General features: G+C 41.6%; 15 protein-coding genes. All 15 read right to left on the reverse strand.

Going from position 1 to position 23,820, the window contains the following annotated elements; all coding sequences use genetic code 11:
• Window positions 1–19: 19 nt before the first annotated feature.
• Window positions 20–961 carry an L-lactate dehydrogenase gene (locus PRIP_RS05670; RefSeq protein ID WP_036100043.1) on the reverse strand — a complete coding sequence of 314 codons (942 nt, stop codon included), beginning with the start codon at window positions 959–961 and terminating at the stop codon, window positions 20–22.
• Window positions 954–3,590, reverse strand: a complete 2,637-nt coding sequence (locus PRIP_RS05675) for a cation-translocating P-type ATPase (protein WP_036100045.1) — start codon at window positions 3,588–3,590, stop codon at window positions 954–956. Before PRIP_RS05675 ends, PRIP_RS05670 begins: the two co-directional genes overlap by 8 nt.
• 348 nt (window positions 3,591–3,938) lie before the next feature.
• Window positions 3,939–4,631 (reverse strand): Crp/Fnr family transcriptional regulator, encoded by a 693-nt coding sequence (locus PRIP_RS05680; RefSeq protein ID WP_036100046.1) that lies wholly within the window; start codon window positions 4,629–4,631, stop codon window positions 3,939–3,941.
• A gap of 300 nt (window positions 4,632–4,931) precedes the next feature.
• On the reverse strand, window positions 4,932–5,909 hold the full coding sequence (locus tag PRIP_RS05685) for an ABC transporter ATP-binding protein (RefSeq protein ID WP_077912939.1): 978 nt from the start codon (window positions 5,907–5,909) through the stop codon (window positions 4,932–4,934).
• Window positions 5,910–5,925: 16 nt separating this feature from the next.
• Window positions 5,926–6,735 (reverse strand): ABC transporter permease, encoded by an 810-nt coding sequence (locus PRIP_RS05690; RefSeq protein ID WP_036100048.1) that lies wholly within the window; start codon window positions 6,733–6,735, stop codon window positions 5,926–5,928.
• Window positions 6,736–6,762: 27 nt separating this feature from the next.
• A complete protein-coding gene (locus PRIP_RS16175; RefSeq protein ID WP_052008742.1) occupies window positions 6,763–7,794 on the reverse strand; it encodes a hypothetical protein in 1,032 nt (343 codons plus the stop codon).
• Between the two features lie 16 nt (window positions 7,795–7,810).
• Entirely contained in the window at window positions 7,811–8,608 is a 798-nt protein-coding gene (locus tag PRIP_RS05700) for a hypothetical protein (RefSeq protein ID WP_036100051.1), read from the reverse strand.
• Window positions 8,609–8,636: 28 nt separating this feature from the next.
• A complete protein-coding gene (locus tag PRIP_RS05705; protein ID WP_036100052.1) occupies window positions 8,637–8,933 on the reverse strand; it encodes a hypothetical protein in 297 nt (98 codons plus the stop codon).
• Window positions 8,934–8,954: 21 nt separating this feature from the next.
• The gene (locus PRIP_RS05710) at window positions 8,955–11,102 is read right to left on the reverse strand and encodes a glycosyltransferase (protein WP_036100053.1); all 2,148 of its coding nucleotides are present in this window, start codon (window positions 11,100–11,102) and stop codon (window positions 8,955–8,957) included.
• 15 nt (window positions 11,103–11,117) lie between these two features.
• Window positions 11,118–13,856: a CgeB family protein gene (locus PRIP_RS05715; protein ID WP_241434093.1), complete on the reverse strand. Its 2,739-nt coding sequence runs from the start codon at window positions 13,854–13,856 to the stop codon at window positions 11,118–11,120.
• A gap of 61 nt (window positions 13,857–13,917) precedes the next feature.
• A complete protein-coding gene (locus tag PRIP_RS05720; protein ID WP_036100054.1) occupies window positions 13,918–15,156 on the reverse strand; it encodes a glycosyltransferase family 4 protein in 1,239 nt (412 codons plus the stop codon).
• A gap of 11 nt (window positions 15,157–15,167) precedes the next feature.
• Window positions 15,168–16,367: a glycosyltransferase family 4 protein gene (locus PRIP_RS05725; RefSeq protein WP_036100056.1), complete on the reverse strand. Its 1,200-nt coding sequence runs from the start codon at window positions 16,365–16,367 to the stop codon at window positions 15,168–15,170.
• 54 nt (window positions 16,368–16,421) lie between these two features.
• The gene (locus PRIP_RS05730; RefSeq protein ID WP_036100057.1) at window positions 16,422–17,705 is read right to left on the reverse strand and encodes a nucleotide sugar dehydrogenase; all 1,284 of its coding nucleotides are present in this window, start codon (window positions 17,703–17,705) and stop codon (window positions 16,422–16,424) included.
• Between the two features lie 36 nt (window positions 17,706–17,741).
• Complete coding sequence (locus PRIP_RS05735; RefSeq protein ID WP_052008743.1) at window positions 17,742–18,206, reverse strand: DUF4352 domain-containing protein; 465 nt, start codon at window positions 18,204–18,206, stop codon at window positions 17,742–17,744.
• Between the two features lie 87 nt (window positions 18,207–18,293).
• Window positions 18,294–23,396 (reverse strand): immunoglobulin-like domain-containing protein, encoded by a 5,103-nt coding sequence (locus PRIP_RS05740; RefSeq protein WP_036100061.1) that lies wholly within the window; start codon window positions 23,394–23,396, stop codon window positions 18,294–18,296.
• Between the last annotated feature and the right edge of the window lie 424 nt (window positions 23,397–23,820).

Here is a 23,820-nt window from a genome sequence, read left to right on the forward strand (position 1 = left end):
CCTCCTGTTTTTTACGATTTTAGAAGAAATCCTTCATCATGCCTTTGATTTCTGATACCGAATTGTCCATATCGGCTTGCTCTTTTTCATTGAGCGGCATTTCGATAATAAACTTGATACCTTCGCGGTTAATGACTGCAGTTGAGCCAATGTAAATGTCGGAATGGCCGTATTGACCTTCTAAATAAACCGAAAGTGGCAAAATCGCGTCTTCGTCGTTGAAAATGGCTTTTGTGATGCGAGCCAGTGAAATGGCAATGCCGTAATAAGTCGAGCCTTTATGTTCGATGATTTCGTACGCCGCATCGCGAACTTTGTAGAATAATTCATCCAGAACAGCATCGGTGATTTCAGGATGGTCTTTCATCCATTCTTTAATTTGTAAGCCACCGATATTGGCATGGGACCAGACTGGGAATTGGCTGTCGCCGTGTTCACCAAGTGTGTAGGCTTGCACATCACGCGCATCAACACCTACTAATTCTGCTAAAGCTTGTTGGAAACGCGCGCTGTCCAAAGAAGTTCCTGAACCGATGACGCGTTCTTTCGGTAAGCCAGAATATTTCCAGACGGCGTACGTTAAGACGTCGACAGGATTGGTCGCAACGAGAAAAATGCCATCGAAACCGCTAGACATGACGCTGTTCACAATGCTTTTCGTTATTTTTAAATTTTTATCGATGAGATCAAGTCGTGTTTCACCAGGAGCTTGTGATGCCCCAGCTGTGATGACAACAAGATCGGCATCGGAGCAATCTTTATAATCTGCAACATAGATTTGTTTTGGTGATGTATACGCCAAACCGTGCGATAAATCCAATGCATCTCCCGTTTTTTTACCGACATTTAAGTCAATAATCCCGATTTCCCGAGCAATATTTTGCGATGTCAATGCGAACGCATAACTTGCCCCAACATCTCCAGCACCAATTAAAATTACTTTTTGTTTATCTTTACGCATTTTTACCGTCTCCTTTTTTGTTTTTTACTGCTTTTTGAATTTCTACAAAAACCAATGGGAATACTGATAAAAGAAAGGCTAGCAACCAGTGCGTTAAGCTTAGCGGTACAAGATAGAAAGTGCTAGCAACTGGCGGTATGATTACCATCAGCAAAATAATGACCATCGATAGCATCGCGCTAAAGAATAACGGTTTGTTTGATAAAAAGCCAATTTTGAAAATCGACTCGTCGCTACGAACGTTGAAAATATGCGATACAGACGACCAAGCTAAGATAACAAACGCCATCGTCATACCCACTTCCGCACTCGCACCAACCGTTGCATTAATGTCTACGAATTTCCCAATATAAAAACCGACCAAGGTAACAACTGTGAACACAACGGCTTGCGTCGCCACTTTTGCACCTAAACCATTGGCAAAAATACCACTGTTTTTCTTCATCGGCGGGCGTTCCATCACGTTAGCATCCGCTTTTTCACGACTGAGGCAAAAACCAGGAATCCCATCAGCAACAACGTTAATAAGCAATAACTGCACGGCAACAACCGGCGCACCCCATCCTAATAAAATCGCAATGAACATAATGAAAATTTGTGAAAAGTTCGTGCTGAGCAAGAAGTAAATCGTTTTGCGAATATTCTCATACGCCGTCCGACCTTCTGACACCGCATCGACAATCGTTGCAAAATTATCATCCGTAATGACCATGTCCGCAGCATTTTTCGAAACGTCCGTCCCGGTGATTCCCATCGCGGCCCCAACATCTGCTGCTTTCAAAGCCGGCGCATCGTTCACGCCATCCCCCGTCATCGTCACCACTTCGCCGTTCTTCTGCCACGCTTGTACAATCCGAATTTTGTCCTCCGGGCTAACGCGCGCATACACCGCATAATGACGCACCGTGCGCTCTAAGTCTGTCTGTGACAACTCGGCAAGCTCCGCACCCGTAATCGACTTGTCACCTTCTTCCAAAATACCGATTTCCCGTGCAATCGCAGAAGCCGTCACAATATGGTCGCCGGTAATCATTACAGTCTTTATTCCCGCTTGTCTGGCCGCCAAAACCGCCCGTTTACTCTCAGGACGCGGCGGATCAATCATACCGACCATCCCCGCAAACGCTAAATCATGCTCCAACGCTTCGGCGCTAAGGTCCGTCGGCATTTCCGTATACCGCTTATAAGCAACCGCAATCACACGCAACGCCTTCTCGGCAAACCGATCATGAACCTCCCGTGCCTGTTGCAAAAGTTCCTCCGTAAAAGCAACCGGTATCCTATCAAAAGCTCCTTTTGTAATAGCCAAAAAGCCATTTTCCACTTCATGAATCGTCGTCATCAACTTACGCTCCGAATCAAAAGGCAATTCAAAAACCCGTGGCGATTTCGCTTCCAAATCCTTTTTCGTCAAGCCTTTCTCATTTAGCAATCGGATAATCGAAGACTCCGTCGGGTCCCCAATAATCCTCTCCTCACCGTCACGCACCTCAATCGTCGCGTTATTCGACAAGCTCAACATTTCCAAAAGCTGATTTTCCGTCTCATTAAACGTCTCTTCCACTTTCGTAGGCGTCCCGTCCACCGACCAAATTTGCTGAATCCGCATCTTATTCTGCGTCAACGTCCCCGTCTTATCCGAACAAATAACCGACGTGTTCCCAATCGTTTCAACCGCTGGAATCCGTCTAATAATCGTGTTTTTCTTCACCATGTTTTGCACGCCATAAGCAAGCGTTATCGTCACAATAACCGGCAACGTTTCCGGAACCGCCGCAACCGCAAGAGAAACCGCGATCATCAGCATTTCAATCATCGTTTCACCGTGCCATAGCCCAATCCCGAATACCAGTACACCAGCAACTAGCGCGACAATACTTAAACGTTTCGCTAGCTCCTTCAAGCGTTTTTGCAGTGGCGTCTCGGTTTTCTTCGTCTCATTAATCAGGCCAGCGATTTTCCCCATTTCCGTCTGCATTCCCGTCTCCACAACGACCGCCCGTCCACGACCAGCCGTCACCAAGCATCCCGAAAATAGCATATTAAAACGGTCACCAATCGGCGCTTTTTCCGAAACAACAGCATCCGTATCCTTCTCCACCGGCACACTTTCACCAGTCAGCGCTGACTCCTCGACCTGCAAACTCCGGCTTTCAATCAAGCGTGCATCCGCTGGAATCATGTCCCCCACATTCAACTCAATAATGTCTCCCGGAACCAATTCCGTCGCGTCAATTTCCTGTTTCACGCCGTCACGAAACACCACCGTCATATGCGCATTCATACTTTGCAACGCCTCAAGCGCCTTCTCCGCATTGTTCTCCTGATAAATCCCAAGCACCATATTCAGCACAACAATCGCCAAAATCACAATCACTTTCGGATAACCGTATCCCGTCGTAACCGCCAAATAAAGCGAAATCGCCGCAGCGACAAGCAAAATAATCGTCGTAATTTCCAGCAAATGATGCCCAATTTTAGAAAGTAATGATTCCTTCTTTCCTTCTTCAAATCTGTTGGTCCCGACCTCGTCTCGCTTCTTCGTTGCCGCATCCGTCGTTAAGCCCGTCTCTGCGTCCGTCTGCAATGCCTTATAAATCGCATCTAGCTTCTTTTCTACCCAGTTCATCTTCATGACCTCCAGATTTTCCAATTTCCCCAATAATCGATATTTCATTTTATTTGCGTATGTATCCCACAAAAAAAGGCTAGAACCACTCCAGTAATCATGTCTTAATCGAAAAAACAAGATTTGCGAGCTGTTCTAACCTTATTATGTTTTGCTTCATGGTAGTTGTAAAAGAGTTATTCACGCTCTTTATGTGACTTACTTCAAGAAAAACAAATTATATGAAAACTCAAATTTCAATAAATCACATAATTTTTATCAATCTCCATACAAGTTTCTGCTCCATTTTCTCTTTTAGCTTATCATAAATAATCAATTGTACTATTTTATTCCCTTTTTGTGTATATTTTAATGCAATGAACCAGCGACTTCAAAGCCTACCATTTGTTTCAATGCATAAATATCCAAAATCGTAATTGGTTTTGGTGTTAATTTGACAAGCCCATCTTCTTCAAATTTGGATAAAATCGTCGTTGCATATTCCCGTGTAATTTGACAATAACTTGCAAGGTGATGTTGACAAATTTCTTTTGGTAACTGTCCTTCTCCTTTACCCAAATTTTTCGATTCTAAATGCAATAATGCGGCTGCAACCTTCGCTTTTGCTGGTAAAAGGTTAAATTGACCGTAATAATTAACAGATTGTGTTAAGTTTTCAATAATTTTAAGCAAAATCGAGGTTCCCCAACCAGATTCATCGATGACATTTAAAACGAAATATGGATCAATAAAGTAGGCTGTTGTCTCCGATATTGTTTCTAACGCAAATTGGCTACTTCCTCGAGATAGTAATGAAGCGAACCCGATAAATTCTCCATCCCCAGAAAATGATATCGTCGTTTCTTTTGTATTATGGCTTGCCACAATTTTGGTTACTCCTTTTTCTATATAAATGAATGAACGATTCTCTGTTACACTAGCATCAATAACAGTTTTTGCTGGTAATACTTTCTTCTTGGAATATTTATCAAATGACTTGTTGGAAAATAAGAGTATTTCCAGAAAATTTTCGTCTATTTCAACTCCAAATGTTTGTAGCATATAAATGCCTCCTTTTATATTTATGTTTCTAGTATTTGAAACTTCTTTTTAGGTTAATCGCTTCCTTGTTTTGGGTGCCATACGTTTAGAACTTAACATGATCCAAAAAATTGTGCGTTGCGTAAAACGGTATATCCGAAACCGTACGCATTGCCGTTTACTTTTCGCTTACATATTGGGGGGATGACATACGAGGAAATGCATTGAGGTATGGGACTCTATTTATATTTTTCAAGTGAAGCCAAGAACATCATCGATGACTAATGGATCTTCTCTTCTATCTTACTTTTTGTGTGTTATTCATCTACCAATTTTAAAAATACTAGCTATTAATTCATGAAATTTCGTCAAAAATGTGGCAGATTCCATGAAGAGTCCGCTGAAGATAGTGAAGACCCAGAGAACGGCAAGGTACAGGATGGTTGATTTTCGGATAGCGCCATGTGCTTTTTTTGCGCTATACGCATGTGCTGTGTCCAGTTGTTCTACGTTGGCTTGGCGTTTCTTAAGGTTTTGTTGGTATGCTTTCTTTTCTTCTTTGGATAGTTTGTTGAAATGATGGACGAATTTGCTGTACTCTAAGCCTACTTCATCGGCTGGACCATCTAAGCGGATTTCGCCGTAGTGTAGCCAGATGATGCGATCGCACAAATCACGAACTTGGCGGAGTGCGTGGCTGACAAAGAAAATGGTTTTTCCTGAAGCTTGAAACTCGGCGATTTTGTCGGTACATTTTTTGTAAAACGTGGTATCGCCAACGGATAAGGCTTCGTCAATAATCAAGATGTCTGGATCGATTTGAACAGCAATGGCAAAACCAAGGCGGGCTTTCATACCGCTGGAATAGCGCTTGATGGGTTGATCGATGAATTCGTGTAAGTCGGCAAATTCGGTAATCGCGGGAATCATCTTGGCAATTTGTTGATTGGAATAGCCAAGCATGATACATTTCAAACGAATGTTTTCCATGCCAGACAAGTTCGGTTTTAAACCTGCACCAATGGCTAATAAAGAAACGTCCCCTTTTGTTTCGACGGTGCCATGACTTGGCTGGATAATGCCTGCTAAAATGTTGGATATGGTTGATTTTCCTGAACCGTTAAGTCCGATTAATCCGACCGTTTCACCTGGTTGAACTGTAAATGAAATGTCTCGTAATGCTAGAAAAGCCGGTTTGAATTGGTTGGGACGAAGTAAGGATCGTAGTTGCTTTGCTGGGCTTGTAATCATGCTATATTGTTTGGAAACATGTGCGACACGCACGATAGGTTCTGTCATTTTTGCTCGTCCTTTCTTATAAATAATCCATAAAGCGATCTTTAAAGCGAAGATGTACAATAGAGCCAACGCCTAAGACGAGTAATGTGGCTCCCCAGAAGTACGCTGTCCACCACGGTTCTTCGAAAAACCACTGCCGTGAGAAGAAACTGTCGCGAAAGCCTTCAATGATATACACAAACGGATTTAATTTTAAAATTTTAGTGAGTAGGGAGTCTGGATTGGCGGTTACATCGACCACGGCGCCGGATACGAAGAATAAAAGTCGCATCGCAGAGCTGATAATCAGCTGGTAATCGCGGAATAAAATCGTGACGGTGGCATTGAATAAAGACACGGCGTACAAGAATAAGCACATACATAGGAAGTAGTAGAAAAATTGTGTCCAGTAAATCGTTGGAAAAATATGATTGACTAGTAAAAATCCGAGTAATATGACAAGCATCGTCGCGTAGCTGTAAAGTGATTTAAAAATCGTAATCGACGGCAAAATACTCATCGGGAACTTCACCCGTGAAACCATAGTCAAATTACTATAAATCGAGTTCGCGCCAGAAACAATAATGGCACTGATGAAAAACCATGGAATAACGCCAGCAAGCATCCAAACAATGTATGGCACACCTGCATCCATCGACGCTGCTCCGTTCATTCGAATCCCGAACACGAAATAGTATATCAACACTTGCAATGTCGGGCTTAACACTTCCCAAATCATCCCCAAGTAATGGCTTTGATACACCGCTCGTTGGTCATACCTCGCAATCCGCGCAATTTTACGAAAATGCTGTGCCTGCTCTTTTAAAATTTGAACCGTTTCGCGCATCGTTTATGTTCACTTCTTCCTTTGTTTTTAGATCATGTTAGAGACAGTTTCAACTAAGAATGGGGTAAAATATTGTCCCGTCTGATTGTGTTCGGTGTAATCCGCTAAATCCAGACGATAGGTCACTTCGCGTTTATCCAGCTCTTTAAATAGTGGCATAAGATGTTTCGGATAATGGAAATCGCCTTTTCCTACATGGAAATGTAATGCTGGAAATTGCGTGGCTTTGGCTACTTGGTTCAAAATCAGCTGATTCCAAAATTGTTTGCCCAGCGCATGATTGTCACCAAGCATCCGATAATAGCGTTCCCGCATCGAATCCGAAGTCGCACGTTGGTTCAAGTAATTGGCAATATACACTTGCGGAGCGCCGATAATGGCTTTGCCGTAACGATATTTCAAACTGTAGTACAATGCTGCGGCACCACCTTTACTAGAGCCTGTCGCAATAATATTTTCAGCAGAAATATGGCATTGATTCGCAATCGTCGTGATTAAACTCACCACGCTACGCTCAAATTGATGCTCTCTTCCAAAACCAACATAGTAACAAAATTGCTCTTGATACGAATCTAAAATAAACAACTTATTCGCATCCACTGGTTCTAAGGTCCGAATGTGGTTATACACGGGTGCACCGCCACGAAACTCTGTGGAATAAAGCCCTGAAAACGATAGAATTAAATGCTTCGAAGGCTTCTTCGCTGGCTGGAATAAATACTTGACCGGCACATCATCCAAGAAGATTTTTTCACCTGGAAACGTAACTTCTAATTCTTTTTCTGCAACACAATCAATATACAGTTCATTGGAAACTTGCGCGAACACGACTTCTTCTCCTTGGCGAACAAAAAGTCTGATTTTGTAAGCACCGCTAAATACTGGTCGGAATTGAATCTCGTTCTTTTTGCTAGCTGCTTCATACCAACATTTCTCGATGAGCTGGTTATCTTGATACACGTAATACGCAAATTCACACGGTTCGGTGGCTCCTGTCACGGTGAAAAAAAGCGCTAGGCTGGCATCTTGATATCGGACATCGTCCATTGTGATTTTCATATAGCTTATCTCCTATCTATTGTTCCTTTAGTACGCGAACGGAAGGGGCAATCTTAATCGCTTGTTGGTCCATCCGATTTTCACTTTGGTCAATGACGTCTTCTAAAGCCCCGTAGATAAACGTGGTGTACTGATTGACAAGGCGTGTATGTCGTTCATCACTGCGATTTAGAAGCAGCTCACTCGCAATCCCTTTTTTCGTTAAAAAGGTTTGGTAGCGAAGTAATGCCTCGAATTGGATGTCGAAAATGCCGGAGTACACGTACAACTTCGTGTTTTTGTAGCCCGCGTACAGCTTATCTGCAAACAGAAATTCATCTACTTGCTTCTCGAAACCAGGCGTGTTCCCGTAAAACAAAGCTTTCTCATCAGGACACAAACGGTTAATAAAGCGCCCGACGTGTATTTGCGGTATGAGCGAAAGGACATCGGTAATGAGTGGGTTCATGACACCGTAAAGTAGCGCGCCTGTCCCGCCTTTACTTGATCCAAAAGCGATGACACGTTGGTAGCCATGTTGTTTAATAAATGTTGTCAGTGCTTCGTTGAAAGCTTCATGAATGAATGTCCCATGATCCATGAAATACCAGCCATACACACTCGAAAAGTGATCCTTCACGAAGAAATAATCAGCTTTAGGCACGCGCTCTGCGAACTTCATCCACGTATAACGCTCATGCATTTCGGCGACTTCTTCTTGCGTCACCTTGCCGCTAGATATGTCTGGTATCGCATCGTTTAATGGCTTGGCGGCATTTTGGAAGACCAGCACAAGTGTCTTACTTCCATTGATTAAATGTTTTCCGTGTAACATGTTTCATCTCCTCTTCGCTCAATAGTCCTTAATCATCGTATACTGAACGGCTTTGCTGGATTGTGTGATGACTTTTGCCCGTATTTTTGTTTTTTGCAAATACTTTCACGCGGTACTCACCTGGTGCTGTAATTTCTAGTTGGTGCGTGTCGAATTTCTTGTAGGGTGATTTTTCAATCGCATCTACCTCACCTGTTTTATACACATAAAAGGCATACATCCATTCTTGGTTTGGATCTGTCGACATCGCTTTAATTTGTAGATAGGCTTTGTTGAAAAAAATGGCTACGTGTTGTATCGGCGCCTGTTCTATCTTGTTTTCCATGGAAATTTCTATCATCCTTTCTTATTTCGCTGCGGTGAGGCTGTCTCGTACTAGGACAGCAACTTCCCGGACAATTCTTTTTCTATCAAATTTCGTTTTGGCAAACTGCTTTCTTTCGGTCATTTCGGCTTCTGTTAATCCGTGTTGTTCCACTGTTGCGATCGCGTCTTCTAACGTGTGCACGATATATTTTTCCGGATAAACGGTATCGGCGCCTTTCCAGTCACGAATCACTGGTACAGAACCACTGGCCATCGCTTCGGAAACCGACACGTGTGAGCCTTCGTAATCACTTGGTGATAATAAATACCCAATCGTGCTCATCCATTCATGAACGTCATCCCCATGCGGTTCGAAAATAACATTGTCTTTCCAAGGCGCATTCTCAATTCGTTCAAAAACGGCGTCATAATAAGCGCGTTCTTTCTCACGAGCCATTAGCCAAGCCACATCTTTCGGATGCTTACTCTTAATCGACAACGTGTAGCGCGGGTCTTTTTTCCACATCGCTTCTAGTAAATCCACAGCTAAGTCTACCCGTTTTCTCGCTGGTAAAATACCGCAAATCCCTAAACGAAATGCTTGACCATCTCGTTTCGGAAGATCAAATTTTTCGGCGTCCAGTAAATTATCAATATAGACCATCTTATGACGTGGAATCCCGAAGATGCGGTGAAACTCTTCTAGCATATATGGTGTAATCACAATGATTTTGTGAATATTGTCGAGGTTCATTAAACGTGGAAACTTCAAATCTTTCTCTTGGAAATGCATACGTACGATGATTTCTTGATGCGGTTGTTTATGATTCGAGTACCAAACGGCATTTCCGAGTCCCCATTCACAAAAGACAACATCTGCCCATGCCGAACAGGCCAAGCTATGCTTTTCATCGTGTTTCTCATGCGAACTCCACACATCGGTCCGTACTTCAAAATGCGGATGCCCTTCAAAATGTTCGATTAACATACGGGCAAATTTCAAGTCATGACCGGCAAATACAATTTTAATGGGTTGTTTTTGGAATGACCAGATAAAGTCTTTCAAACGCTGATATGCCGCGTGGAACGTAAAGTACTTACTTGCTTCATACATTTGTTCTGCTGCTTGACGGTAAAGCGTTTCGTCTTGTAACACACGCGCGGTCTTCTCAATGAAGTCCGCTTCTGTATCGACAAATAATGGATAATCCGCTCCTAAAATGGCTTCATGCATCTTTGTTTTTCGAACTAATGCTGGTTTTCCTAGACGACCGTATTCCAGAAGTTTACTGGATAGTTCGACGCTATCGTCATTGTCTAATCCAGGGCTACGCCAGCTAATGCCAATATCGGCTTCTTCAATCAAGTCTTGGCAGTGTTCCCTAGAAACAGCGCCGACCCAATCTATCGATGCTTCTTCATTAAATGCTTTTTTAATGCGAAGTTGGGCTTCACGTTCTCGCAAACGTTCCTGAAATTTATCGCCCACAATTTGTGTATGAATCCGTGGATCCATCGCATGTAATTTTTTCGTTGCGGCAATGATTTCTTCGGTGTACCAATCTTCGTGGAACTTACCGCTGTAAATCAATCGGCTATGCTTATTTCTAAAACTGGGGATGCTGTCGGACTCAGGAACCATCGGATACAACAAGCGGATTTTCTCGCCATCAACGGCAATCAATTTTTGGAAGGCTTCTTTCGTTTCTTTCGTTTGTAAAAAAAGATGGTCAAAGTGATCGTAGACGCGTTTTAAATCGGCGCGTTCTTCTGGTGTGGAGCGATTATCGTGCTTGAAATCTGTTAAATAGGGCACGGTGATATGACGGAAAGCTTCGTGCTTCATCATTTCACGCACGAGGTCAAACCCACGAACAATGACTAATTGATACGGATTTTCCTGATGTAGCTGCAACATGATGGACACGGCTTCTTCTACTTTCAAACGTGTCGGTTGCTTAAAACTCATGGTCGAAAAACGCTCAAACGGCTGAATCAATTGCAAGTTTGCCTTCCCTTTTAAAGCATTCGTTAAGCGATTATTTTGCTCCTTAGCTTTTAAAAGTAGGTCTACCTGTATATGGGAATTCATACTTAGCACTGGCGCGATGGAAGTTAGCCACACCGCAGAACCGTCCATAAAATTTAAATCAATATCTCCATATAACAGAATTCGTAGTTCACTCATTCCTGTATCTTCCTCCTATATTTCAACGTGGCGAATCCACTGCTCTTCCGCGTATTTCCCGTTGTGAATAAAATTATATTTGTCGGCACTAAACAACTTGGCGCCTTGTTTCAAGTAGCTGGATAAATCCGCTCCCTGCGTAAATTCCGTAAGCAGTGTTTTTAAATCTTTTCGGAATGTAAAATGACTGTTTAAAATGGCTTGCGTACTAGATAACTTCGTCGTAAAAGTGTATTCCTCTGTCTCTTTGACACCCCAGTACTTGCCGTCTTTCTTGCGAATATAATTGCCTTTTCCAATAAAATCAGCATCGGTATACGCCGTCGCAATCATCAAATCCTCCAGATAGTTCCGTCCGTAGAAATGATTTTCTCCTAAGAAAGCTACAAAATCAGAAGCTACTAAGTCGTTCAAGCGTTGATAATTCGTGACATAATTGAGTAAAGAAATCGAGATCGTTTCGCTTTGATACGTGTTCATCATCTCGTTGATATTTTGGAAATCGAATACATTGCGGACAAAAACATGTAATTTCTTCGCCGTATAGGTTTGTTTATGGAATGTTTGCATCACATGTTGTAGTGCTTCTTCTGATTCCACAATGCTGATAACCGCCACTTCTTTTTGCTTCACTGGCAAGGAAATGCCCATATTTTCTAGCATGAACTGTAAGCGATGTTTATACGTGTGCTTATTGTAAATTTCACGGATACCGGCTAAAGATAGCTGGCGGTAGCGCTGTTCATCATGGGCAATCGCCGTCATCTGTTGGCGTAAGTCGTCTGGATTTTGAGCGATCATTACTACATTGCCAAAAATGCGTTCGATACCTTCTGAATAGCTGCTCAAAATGGGAGTTCCTGAGGCTAGTCCTTCAAAGACACGTCTCGAAAACATCGTTGGGGAATGAATCACACTGTTGACGTTTAGCATGAAACGGTATCCTTTATACGCCTTATCAATCTCGTTGTACGCGAGACTGCCCACAACATTTTGCTCAAACGCCGCTGGGAAACGAAATTCTGGTTCGGTACGCGCATAGTTCCGGTCGTAAATCGTCAAGCCGAATTCGTTACTAATAGCCAGCATCTCATCCATAATCTCGCGACGCTCTGGATGGCGGTTCGCATAATACGATCCGGCGAAGCAAACACCGTCTTCTCGTGGTGTGTCCAATTGAATTGGATTATGGTGTTTTGGCTCTGCTGCAAAAGGAAGCGCATAGACATGTTTATGTTTCGCCTGCTTTTGATAGTCTGGAATTTTGTTCGCATCGGTCGTGTAAATATGGTCAAAGCGTTTCGCTGAATCAATGAATTTATCGAAGTGAATCGGATCTTCTTTGTTCCAGAACACCGTTGGAATGCCATTGTCTCGGCACCATTGCAAGAGTTCAAATAGTTCCTCACGGCCAACGTTCGAGTAACGCCCAACTTTGTATTGCCACGTACCGAAATTACCGTGCCAAGCGGATTCTACAAACAAGAAATGCGGACGATTCGCTGTCAAAACTTCTTTCCAATTCTCCGGTGTGAAGGTAATCAGTTCGACTTCTTCGCGGTAGCTTGTCATCGTAAACTCGTCGAAAATACAAGCCACTTTTAGTTCCTTAAAGTCCCGCACCTGTTGGAATGGATTTTGTGGTATGTTTTGCGGCACAGACTTTTTAGCCTTACTAAAGACACGTTTTATATTCATTTTTTTGAGATACGCTTTCCCTTTGCCAGTCACTTTCATGGCGACACGAATGTACTTCGAATCTTTTCCCACGGTTATCTGCGTCTCCTTATTCACATCGACCATCGTTGTCGTTGTTTTGTCACGCCCGCTGTATTCCACGATAGCGATTTTGATAGCTACGCCTTCAGAAAGCTCTGCTTCAGCATAGACGCGTATTTGTTCTTCTGGAAAAACTTCCATACGATATGCTGGCATCCGCTGAAACGCAACATTTGTCTCTTTAAAAGAAGCATAATTCGCACGATCTTCGTTGTTATTAAAAAGTAAGTCACCATTTTCTTCATGCGCTTCGAGACCTTCTTCACGAATCGACCACCAATTGGCCGCATTTTTTAAATCAGTATCATCTAAAAGAACAGGGTGCAGTTCTGCTACCAACTGTTGTTGTACCGTATCAATCGTTCGAAAAACGTGTTTTATTTGTTGTTTGATTGAAGTTTTTTTTCTTATTAGCCAATATTTCCCAGTCCATTTCATAATTTTAGTTTTCATGATTTGATTGTAACGTCCTTTGAAGTGATCACGCTCTGCTCTGACGGAAACTAACGCTTTTTCTTGTTGTACAAGCATCTGTTGTTGTGCCTCATTTTCTTTTTGAATCGCTTCCAGTGGTTCTTTTTGACTGTCTAGCAGGGCAATCATCTGTAGCTTGTGTTCCGCGAGTTCTGTTTTTGTCGCTTGTACTTGCTGTATCAGGTTTTCTTCGCCTCTTAGTTGGGCTTGTACTTGTTGCTTTTCTTCCACTAGCGCTTGGTATGTTGCTTTTAGATTAGCCAGTTCTTGCGTAAGCTGTGTGATGGTTGTTTTTTGCGTTTTATTCGTTTGTTCTAGTTTTTTCAGTTCTGCTCGCAATGAAATTTCTTCGTGAATTTGTTCTTCTACTTGTTCTTTTAGCTTCTCTTGGGCTGTTTTTAAGGCTTGCTTCTCTTCCTCTGCGCGCTGTGTTTGTTCTGCTAGTTGTTGTTTTAGTTGCTCGTTTGTTTCGTTTAAGGTTGTGATTTCAATTGCTCCCATTTTCTTCTGCTTTTCTTGATTTTTTCGTTTGTTTCTTCTTTTCGTTTCTGATCTTGCATCTCTACACCTCTGTTAGCCTTTGATAGATTTTCAAGAATTTGATTTTTTCGTTTGTCCAATTATATTTTTCTCTCGCTTGGAACGTGTTTTGGTGCATTTTCTCCCGTAGTTCTGGCTGATCGATTAATTGATTAACGCCAGCAGCAATGGATAGTGGGTCATCGGATTTCACAAGCACCCCTATTTCATCCTTTGTCACCACTTTTTTAATCTCCGGAAAATTACAAGCGACAACGGGTACACCAGCCATGATATACTCAAAAAGTTTATTCGACGCGGCGGAGTAATGATTAAAGGACGTATTGTTCAGTAGTTGAAAGCCAATATACGCATTCTTTGTGTACGCAGGTAGTTGTTCTACAGGGACTTTCGGAATAAACTTCACGCGATGCGATAAATTTTGACATGCTGTTTCGGCGACTAGAAACGGTTGCCATTTGCCGTCTCCGATAAAGACCACGGTCCCTTTCTTAATATGAGGAACGGCTTCGAGTAATTTATCCAGTCCCCGCCCTTCTTGAAGACCGCCCTGATACAGTAAAATCAGTTCCTCTTCTGGTAAGTCTAATTGCTTGTGTAAGTTGATTGGCTCGATATGTGTTTGTAAAAAGGGATAGTTATAAACCACGTTTGGAAAGAATTTATAGATGCGCTTGATAAATCTCGCTCGTGTGTCATTCTCATGAATGCAGCTATCGATATAGCGCATCAAAAACTTCTCCGCTATTGGGTAAATTTTCGAGTTATACCCAGAACGGCTGACATTCACTTCATGCGAGTCAAAGATGACTTTCCGTTTTCGTATCCATTTGCCGCACACAACGGCTTGGAAAAGTGTATTTAAGTCGTTTGCGTGATATATATCGGCATCTTCCTTTAATCCCCAATAAATCATTTTGGTGATGAGTGCTATTTTGCGAATCACGTATTTTACCTTGGTTTTATAGAGCACAAGATATGTGCCGATGAAGCAGATTACTAAAAGAGGAGTATAAAAAATGGCAGCAAGGAGGAGTAAGCAAAGTATCATTTTGTGCCATCGGTGTGGAAAGGTGGGGAGTTGAAAGCCAAGGCGCCTAATTGTAAATGGATCGGGCCGTTCTTCTACGGTTGTTTTTTCTTGTCCTAACGCCAGTAATTGAAGTGCATATCCCGCCTCAGCTAGTGCCGTACATTCTCGCAATACACGTGCATCATTCGTAAAATGATTCCAGACAAACATGGTGACTTTTTTTGACATAAGTGATTACCTCATTCAAATCCAGCAATAATTTTTTCAATACGTTTGAAATTTTCCTGCCAGTTATAATTTGCTTTGGCGTAGTTTTGGCCGTTTTGGCGTAGTTGGGCACGTAGTTCGTGGTTTTCGGCTAAATGGGTGAGTCCACGGTACATCGCCTTTTCTTCATCATGCCCGTAAATAAATCCGGTATTGGACTGATCAATGATGGCTTTGCTGTATCCTGAAACCATACCGATAATCGGTAGGCCAATACCCATGTAGTCCACGATTTTTCCAGGGATGACTGTTTCAAACACAGGATGTGGTACTAGGCTGACAAATGCGACATCTGCTTGAGCTAATTTCGTGAGGACATTACCTCTTGTGTCTGGCGGATTCACATGAATATTTGCTAGTGCTTTTTCTTTGACGGAGTTGATTAGTTTTTGGTAATTCGTGCCGTAGCCAATCATTTTAAAACAAACATTAGGGTTATCTTGGAAGTACGCTGCCATTCGGATGAAACTTGCCAATTCTTGTGCTAGCCCAATATTTCCTGTGTAAATAACAGTGATTGGTTCATTGATAATTGGTCGTTTCTTGCTTCCAAGCGCCAATTCTTCCTTCGTCAATGCATTCGGTACAAAGGTTATTTTATCCGGGTCAATGCCTTGGTCTGTGATATACGTTTTGAATCGTTCGCTGTTCACGATAATTTGGTCTGCCTTTTTGTAAATATGCTTTTCGAATCGATATGCCATGTAGAGGAAAAAGCGTGAATTGAATTTTCCCACCCCTTTTAATGACTCTGGCCATAAATCGCGAATGTCAACAATCAGTTTTGTTTTTAGTTTCCGTTTCGCGATTAATCCGGCAAGTGCTATTGAAATGGGCGGACTCGATACGTAGACAACATCGAAAGATTCTTTTGTTCGAACTATTTTCAAAATAAAACGGCATACCGTCTCCAAGTAAAGGAGAAACCGAAATAACATATTGGCTTCGTATTGGCTCGTTCTCGTTTTTACACGGACAATTTTCTCGCTGTCGAGGTCTCCATCCCAAAACTTTTCCTGCTCGTAAATGGCACGATTCGGATATTGCGGTTCGGTTGTGTACAACGTGGTGTCGTACGCTTTACTGAACAACCGAAACAACTGCTTCATGCGATTCGCGGCACTTCCGATTTCAGGATAGAAATTTTGCGATATTAAAAGTATCTTTTTCAATTCATCATCCACATTTCTATTTTTGATCGCAGTTCTAGTAGCAAAATCGGTTGGTTAGGCGATGATGCTAACGGCTTGACGTTCTTTAATTGTCGAAAGCGTGCCAAGATTGTAATAGTTCGCCATGTCTTGACATGCTGTTGCCACATTTTTTGTATCTAATAGGGCTTTGGTGCGCATGTTATTGAAATCTGCACTTGTTAAAGCTCGGAATTCAGCGTGATCTACAAGTACTAATACAAGGTCAGCGTCTGCTGTTGCTGTTGCCATATCTTGTTCGATAAATGGTGCATTCACGTGCGGGTCATAGGCTACTACGTCGAATTGGGACATCGCATCTAGTTCGTGATAGATTTCTAAGGCTGGACTTTCACGGATATCATCAATGTCGCCTTTGTACGTTAAGCCGAAGACAGCGATTTTTCTGCCTTGGATTTTGTCCATTAAAGCCACGGTGTTTTCTACGATGAAGTTTGGCATGGTGGAGTTAATATGACGTGCGCGTTGAATCAGATGTGATTGTGCTGGTGCCTTTGCTGCGATGAAATAAGGATCTACGGCTAAACAATGGCCGCCAACGCCCGGTCCTGGTTGGTGTAGGTTAACACGTGGGTGTTTGTTGGCCATGCTGATAACGTCTAGTGCGTTGATGCCTAGTTCTGCGGAGATGTGTACGAGTTCGTTTGCTAGCGCAATGTTGACGTCACGGTATGTGTTTTCCATGAGTTTCGACATTTCTGCTGTAGATGCTGCTGATTCAATCAATTCGCCTTGTACAAAAACGCTATAGATTTTTTTGCCGGCTTGGGTGCAGGCTGGTGTTACGCCGCCGATGATGCGGTTATTATAGATCAATTCGTGGATGATTTGACCTGGTAGTACGCGCTCTGGACAGTGAACAAGGAATACATCCTTCCCTACGATAAGACCCGTACTTTCAACGAGAGGTAAAATGTGATCTTCAGTAGATCTTGGGGCGATGGTAGACTCAATGATGATGGTGTTACCTTTTTCTAAAACTGGTAAGATATTGCTAACGGCTGATTGTACGTAACCTAAGTCACATGATTTTAGCGCGTCGTCATTGTTTGGTGTTGGTACAGAGACGATGAACGCATCCGCTGGTTCTACTACTAAACCAGCTCGGAATGTTTTGTTCGTCAGTGCGCTGTCTAACTCGGCTTGAAGTCCTGGTTCTTCAATGTGAATTTTTCCAGTATTTAATTCTTTAATAACGTTCTCGTTAACATCAATTCCTAATACGTCTTGCTTATGATTGGCAAACATAATGGCCGTTGGAAGTCCGATATATCCTAATCCCATAACAACTATTTTCAATTTATGACAATCCTTTCTGATTTCGAATTTAATGGCTTATTTGGCTTCTGGAATAGTGATGGACCAGCTTGCTTTTTCTTTATCCATCGGTGCGTAAACAAGGGTGCCTTTTTTCACTGTGTTCGGTAGTTCGAAATAGGCTTTTCCTGCTAGTTTTTCGTTTGGCTTGAATTCATCACCGAAGTTGTTTCCTTGTGGGTAAACGTCGAATGTTTTACCGTCTGCTTTTATTTTGAAGTCGCCTGCGCCAACGCCAACTGGTGCGTTATCGTTGTTTAGGAATGACATGGCAATGCTGACCATATTTTTGTCTTTTTTCGTGCTTTCTGTTGTTTTAATTTCGCCAATCTTCATGTCAATGTTGTCGACTGTTTTGGTTTTGAATGTTTGTTTTGTTGTTTCTGTTGTTTTTGCCTTGTCTTCTTTTGTTGCTGCGTTACCACATGCTCCTGCAAAAACTAATGTTAATACTGCTGCTGTTGCTAATACTATTTTTTTCATTCGTTTGTACTCCTCATTCATTTAATAACTAAAGGGGAATAGTGTTATTCCCCTTTAGTTGTGTTATACCATTGTGTCTGATTCGTGTTAGTTAGTGATTGTTACGTTGGAAGTTGAGATTTCGTTACCTTTGTTGTCGTAACCAATGACTTGTACATCGTCTGTGGCTTTTAAGTTCAATGCTTTGATGTAGTATTTGTATGTTCCGTCTGCTTGAACGATTGCAACACTTGTTTGAACAGTTCCGTTCACTTTAAGTGCTACTTTGTAAACGTCACCTGTTGCTGTACCATTTAGGTAGCTATCGCCAACTTTTACGTCAGCTGCTGCTACAGTACCTGTTGCTGCATTGATTGTCACTGGTTTGCTGTCTAAAAGTTTACCTGCTGCGTCATATACGTTTACTTTTACTACGTCGCTAGCATTTGTGATAAGAGCTCCTGCGTAGTAACGGATAACGCCATTTGTTGCTGGGATTGCATTTTGTAAGCTACCATTGACTTCTAGTGCTACTTTTGCTACATCGCCAGTGTATGTTCCTTCAACATAGGTGTTTGTTCCGATTTTGTATGCTGTTGGTGTTACTGTTCCTGCTGTTACTACTGGTGCTTGTTTGTTGATTTTTACAGTTGCTGTGCTAAGCTCTGCGCCTGTTGCATCATAAGCGATAACTTCTACGGAGTTTGTTGCTGAAGTGATTAGTGATTTTGCGTAGTATTGGAATGCCCCTGCTGTTGCTGGGATACCTGATTTAAGAACGCCATCTACTTTAAGAGCGATTCTAGTCACGTCACCTGTAAGTGTTCCTGTTACATAGCTATCTGTTCCAACTGTGAAGTCGTTTGCTACTACAGTACCGTCCGTTGTGCTGATTGCTACTGATTTGATGTTTACAACAACGCCAGCTGAGTTGTAAGCAACCATTTTAACGTCGTCCGTTGCGCTTAGAATTTTAGATTTTGCGTAGTATTGGTATGTGCTACCTGATACGTCAATTTTTTGTCCTGGAGCGCCGTTCACTTGTAGTTCTACTTTTGCTACATCGCCAGTTAGTGTTCCTGTTACATAGCTGTCTTTACCAAGTTTGAAGCTGTTTGCTGTGATTGTTCCTGCTTGGCCATTATCCGTAGTTACTGTGACTGGCTTTGTATCTAAGACTTTACCTGTTGCATCGTATGCTGTTACTACTACTATGTCTGTTACGTTTTTGATGTTAGCTTTTGCGTAGTATTGGAATGGTGATGTTGGTGTGTTGATTGTTTGGTAAACTGTGCCGTTAACTGTTAGGCTAACTTTCGCTACGTCACCTGTAAATGTTCCTTTTACATAAGCATCTTTTCCAAGTGTAAATTTATCAGGTGTAATTGTTCCTGCTGTAACTGTTGCTGCTTTTACGTTTACTTTTGTTCTTTGTAGTTCTTTACCTGATGCGTCATAACCAATGATGTACACTTGATCTGTTGGCTGTTTGATGTTGTTTTTAGCGTAGTATTGGTAGCTTGAACCGGATACGTCGATTGCTGTTAATTTAGTTCCGTTTACTTCTAGTTGTGCTTTTACTACGTCGCCTGTTAGCGCGCCTTTAACATAGTTGTCTGTACCGATTGTGAAGTCATTTGCTGTGATTGTTCCTGCTGTTGCTTTAATAACGTTTACTTTTGTTCTTTGTAGTTCTTTACCTGCTGCATCGTAAGCTACGATGTAAACGTCATCTGTTGCTTTCGTGATGTTGTTTTTAGCGTAGTATTGGTATGTGCTACCTGATACAGTAATCATTGTGAGTTTCGTTCCGTTTACTTCTAATTGAGCTTTTGCTACGTCGCCTGTTAGGTTACCTTTAACATAGTTGTCTGCGCCAATTGTGAAGTCAGCTGCTGTGATTGTTCCTGCTGTCGCTTTTGCATTTACTTTTACTTCTGTTTTTTGTAGTTCTTTACCGTTTGCATCAAGTGCTACGATGAATACTTTGTCTGCTGGGTCTAGGATAGCTGTTTTAGCATAGTATTGGTAGGTTGAACCAGATACATTGATTGTTGTTAATTTAGTTCCGTTGACTTCCAAATATGCCTTAGTAACGTCGCCTGTTAGCGCACCTTTAACATAGTTATCTGTACCGATTGTGAAGTCGTTTGCTGTGATTGTTCCTGCTGTTGCTGCAATAACTTTGATAGATACTGATAATTCTGTTGTGTTACCGTCTGAATCTGTTACTGTATAAACAACTGTGTAGTTACCTACTTTGCTCATGTCTACATTGTTGCTCTTCACTTGGATAGCTGCTGTTAAGTCGCCATCTTCTTTATCTTTTGCTGTTACATCTGCTAATGGATCGAATGAATCTCCCACGCGGAATGTTTGATTGTCAGCAGTGATGACTGGTTTTTGGTTGGATTCTACGATAACAACTGCTGGGTTACCTTCAAGGCCGTTGTCACCTTTTTGTGTTACTGAAAGAACTGCGTCTTCTTTTTGTTCTGGAATTGTGATTGAGAAGTCGCCTTTATCGTCTGTTGTACCAGTTACTTTTGAACCGTCTGGAAGTGTAATTGTGATTTCTTTGTTTGGTTCACCTTTACCAGTAACAACTTTGTCACCTTCTTTTACTTTGTTAACATCTGGAGTTCCTGGTACAGATAGATCTTGTTGTACTTTTGTTGTCACATTAGCACTGTCGTTTACACCATTTGTTTGGTAGGTAACGACAGATTGATCTTTAGCAAGGTTAACACCTGCTGGTACGTTTACTGTCCATTTGCCGTCTTGGCCAACGTTTGCTTTTGCTGTTGTTCCGTTAGGGAATGTAACAATAACGTCGTTTCCTGGTGTACCAGTACCTGTTACTGTTTTCGCACCAACGTAGATTGGGCTAACTACTGGGCGATCAATTGCACTTGATCCTTCTGTTGAAAGACGTGTGTAATCGAATAAGCTGAAGCCGTCAATTCCTGTTACTGGACCACCGTAGTAGCTTGTTGTAACTGTGCCGTTTTTGCTTGCTAATGTCACACGACCAGCTTCGATATCAGTCCATGCGCTATTGGATGCTTTAGACCAATCAGAACCGTGATTCCATGCCATTAGATTTTTTACGTTATTGATTTCAATACGTGATTGGCTGGCAACTGTTGCTGTACCATAACCTTTCACAATATGGCCCGTTTTAGTTGATGCATTGTTGTTGTTTTGACGGAAATCAATAAATTTAGGACTGTTAAGCACTAGTTTAGAGTTGGCTGCACCACTTAAATCAAAGACAGAGGTTGTTGTTGATGGGTAAAGAGATTCTACATATGCCATTGTGTCTTTTTGGAATGTTACAACACCATTTGCTTTTACTGCTGGTTTCGCTGTTTTTGAAGCTGCACGGATGTTAGCTTTTGAACCAGTAGCGAATGTTACGGAACCAGTCGTGTAGATACCGTAGTCTGCTGCTGTAACTTTAACTGTTGAGTCTGTTCCAACATTAAATGCTGCTGCTGCGCCACCCTCTTGTCTAACACCGTCTGTTCCAGATAGATCAAAGCTTGAGTTAGCTCCGATATTAATTGCTGAACCGTAAAGTGAATGAATTGTGTGGCTGTTTAATGCTTTAATGACAACTGTATTGTTGGCTCCGAATGTTGTGTTTTTATATGTGTAGATACCATCATGGTTAGATGCTGTGATGTTTAAATTAACGTTTTTACCTGTTGATACACCTTCACCACTTGTATTTGTAGTCCAGATACCATCTGTGTAACCTTTGATATCCATTGAAGCATCGTCAGCAATTACTACGCCGCCTGCATCAATACCTCTACCAGCAGAAGATGAGATAGTAGTTTTTGTGTTAGAACCGAAGTTGACACGTGAGTTTCCTGCTGCATAAATTGCTCCAGCTTTTGCTTTTACGTTAACTTCTGTGTCATCACCGAAAATAATTGGTCCGCCAGAGTAGATACCGTAGTCAATACCAGAATCGATATCAATTAGTACGCGATCTCCTGGTGCTTTTGTTTGGTTAGATACTGAACCGAAGCGGATAGTTGCTGCTCCTGCTGAGTAAATAGCTTTATATTGTGTTCTTAATTTTAGAGATGAGCCGTCACCGAATGTGATAGATGCATTACCGTAGAAGCCATAACCATTATCACTTACGATATCAACTGCTGCATTTTTACCTACAACGATGGATGCTCCTGTGTTATATGCGTAAACGGCAGTACCTGTACCAGTTGCTTTAAGTTTTACGTCATCGCCGATTGTGATGTTTCCAGATACGTAGATACCGTTACCTACATCACCTGATGCTAGTGTTAAGTCAGCGCCATTTTTAACAACTAATGTTGCTGCTCTTACTGTTCCGTATTTTGATGCTGATTTCAAGACTGTGTTTTCACCAATAACAAGGGCACTATTTGATACGTCAAATGCGTAACCTTTGCTGGAGTTCATGTTGATGTATGCATTATCACCAATACCTACACTACCTGATGAACGAACTTTAACTGCCGTGTTCAATGCGGATAGTTCTTCAATGCGCGTGTTGTCTTCAATTACTAATTCATCAACATCCATACCGTATTGATCTGGGCTGACGATTTTATTATTTGTCCCGCCGATAGATAGGGAAAGTTTTCCGTATCCACCCATAATCATTCCCCATACTTGTACGTTGTTCGTCAAGTTAACAGTTGGTGCTGCTGATGAGTTATAACCAGTGAATATACCTTTTGTTCCAATGTTCGTAATGCTTAAGTCTTGTACATCAACAATAGAAGTAGAACGCATAATCATTTGATAGTTACCAGCAGTTATTGCGTAGCCGTTACCTTCGATGCGAATGTTGCTGTTGATTGATACGTTACTTGTGAATTGGAAATTACCAGTAATCTCGATAACGTTGATTGTTGTAGATTCTGCTGCTGCTTTAAACTCTGCGAATGTAGAAACTTGTGCGCGTTTCTCTGTTATGCCATTATCTAAAGCTAGTGCTCTTGGTTCGATCACAATTTTGCTTGCTGCTTGATCAGCTGTTGGCAATGTTGTTGATGCTACATCTTGGCCAGTCGCTTCTGCTGCAAATGATCCTGTTGGTAATACTGTAAATACTTGACTTGCAATAACTGTAGCTACTAAAAGTGATTTGGCAGCTTTCTTGACCGACGCTTTAGATAAAACGTTAATAGGTCCCTTTTGTTCTAATTTCATGTTTATTTTTCTCCTTCTTCTTTCAAAATGTCTATTTGTCTATATGCTTCCCTACGTGAAACGAGCTGTCTTCACATCATAAACACCCCCTATAGTAGATACAAAATGTAGTTTTTCTATATTAAATCAAAAATATAGAATTATCCGTATAAACTTTTATTTATTAAATTGGATAATCTACGTTTTGTATTTTCCGCAAAAGCAAATGTTTCCTTCGTGCTGTTACGAATTATATCACACTATTTTTTCGTCTACTTTTCGATATTTTCCTTTGTAAATCAGGAGTTTAGATAAAAAGAAATGTAGTTGGGTGATATATCCAAGCAAAAAAGTAAACTATTTCTCTTTTAGGTGCCTCGGGTGAAATCTTTGTTAAATTTAACAAAATGAAAGTATGAACATTTTAAAAATTCTGATTTAATAT

Source organism: Paenilisteria riparia FSL S10-1204 (assembly GCF_000525995.1).
In the GTDB taxonomy this organism is placed as follows: Bacteria; Bacillota; Bacilli; order Lactobacillales; family Listeriaceae; genus Listeria_A; species Listeria_A riparia.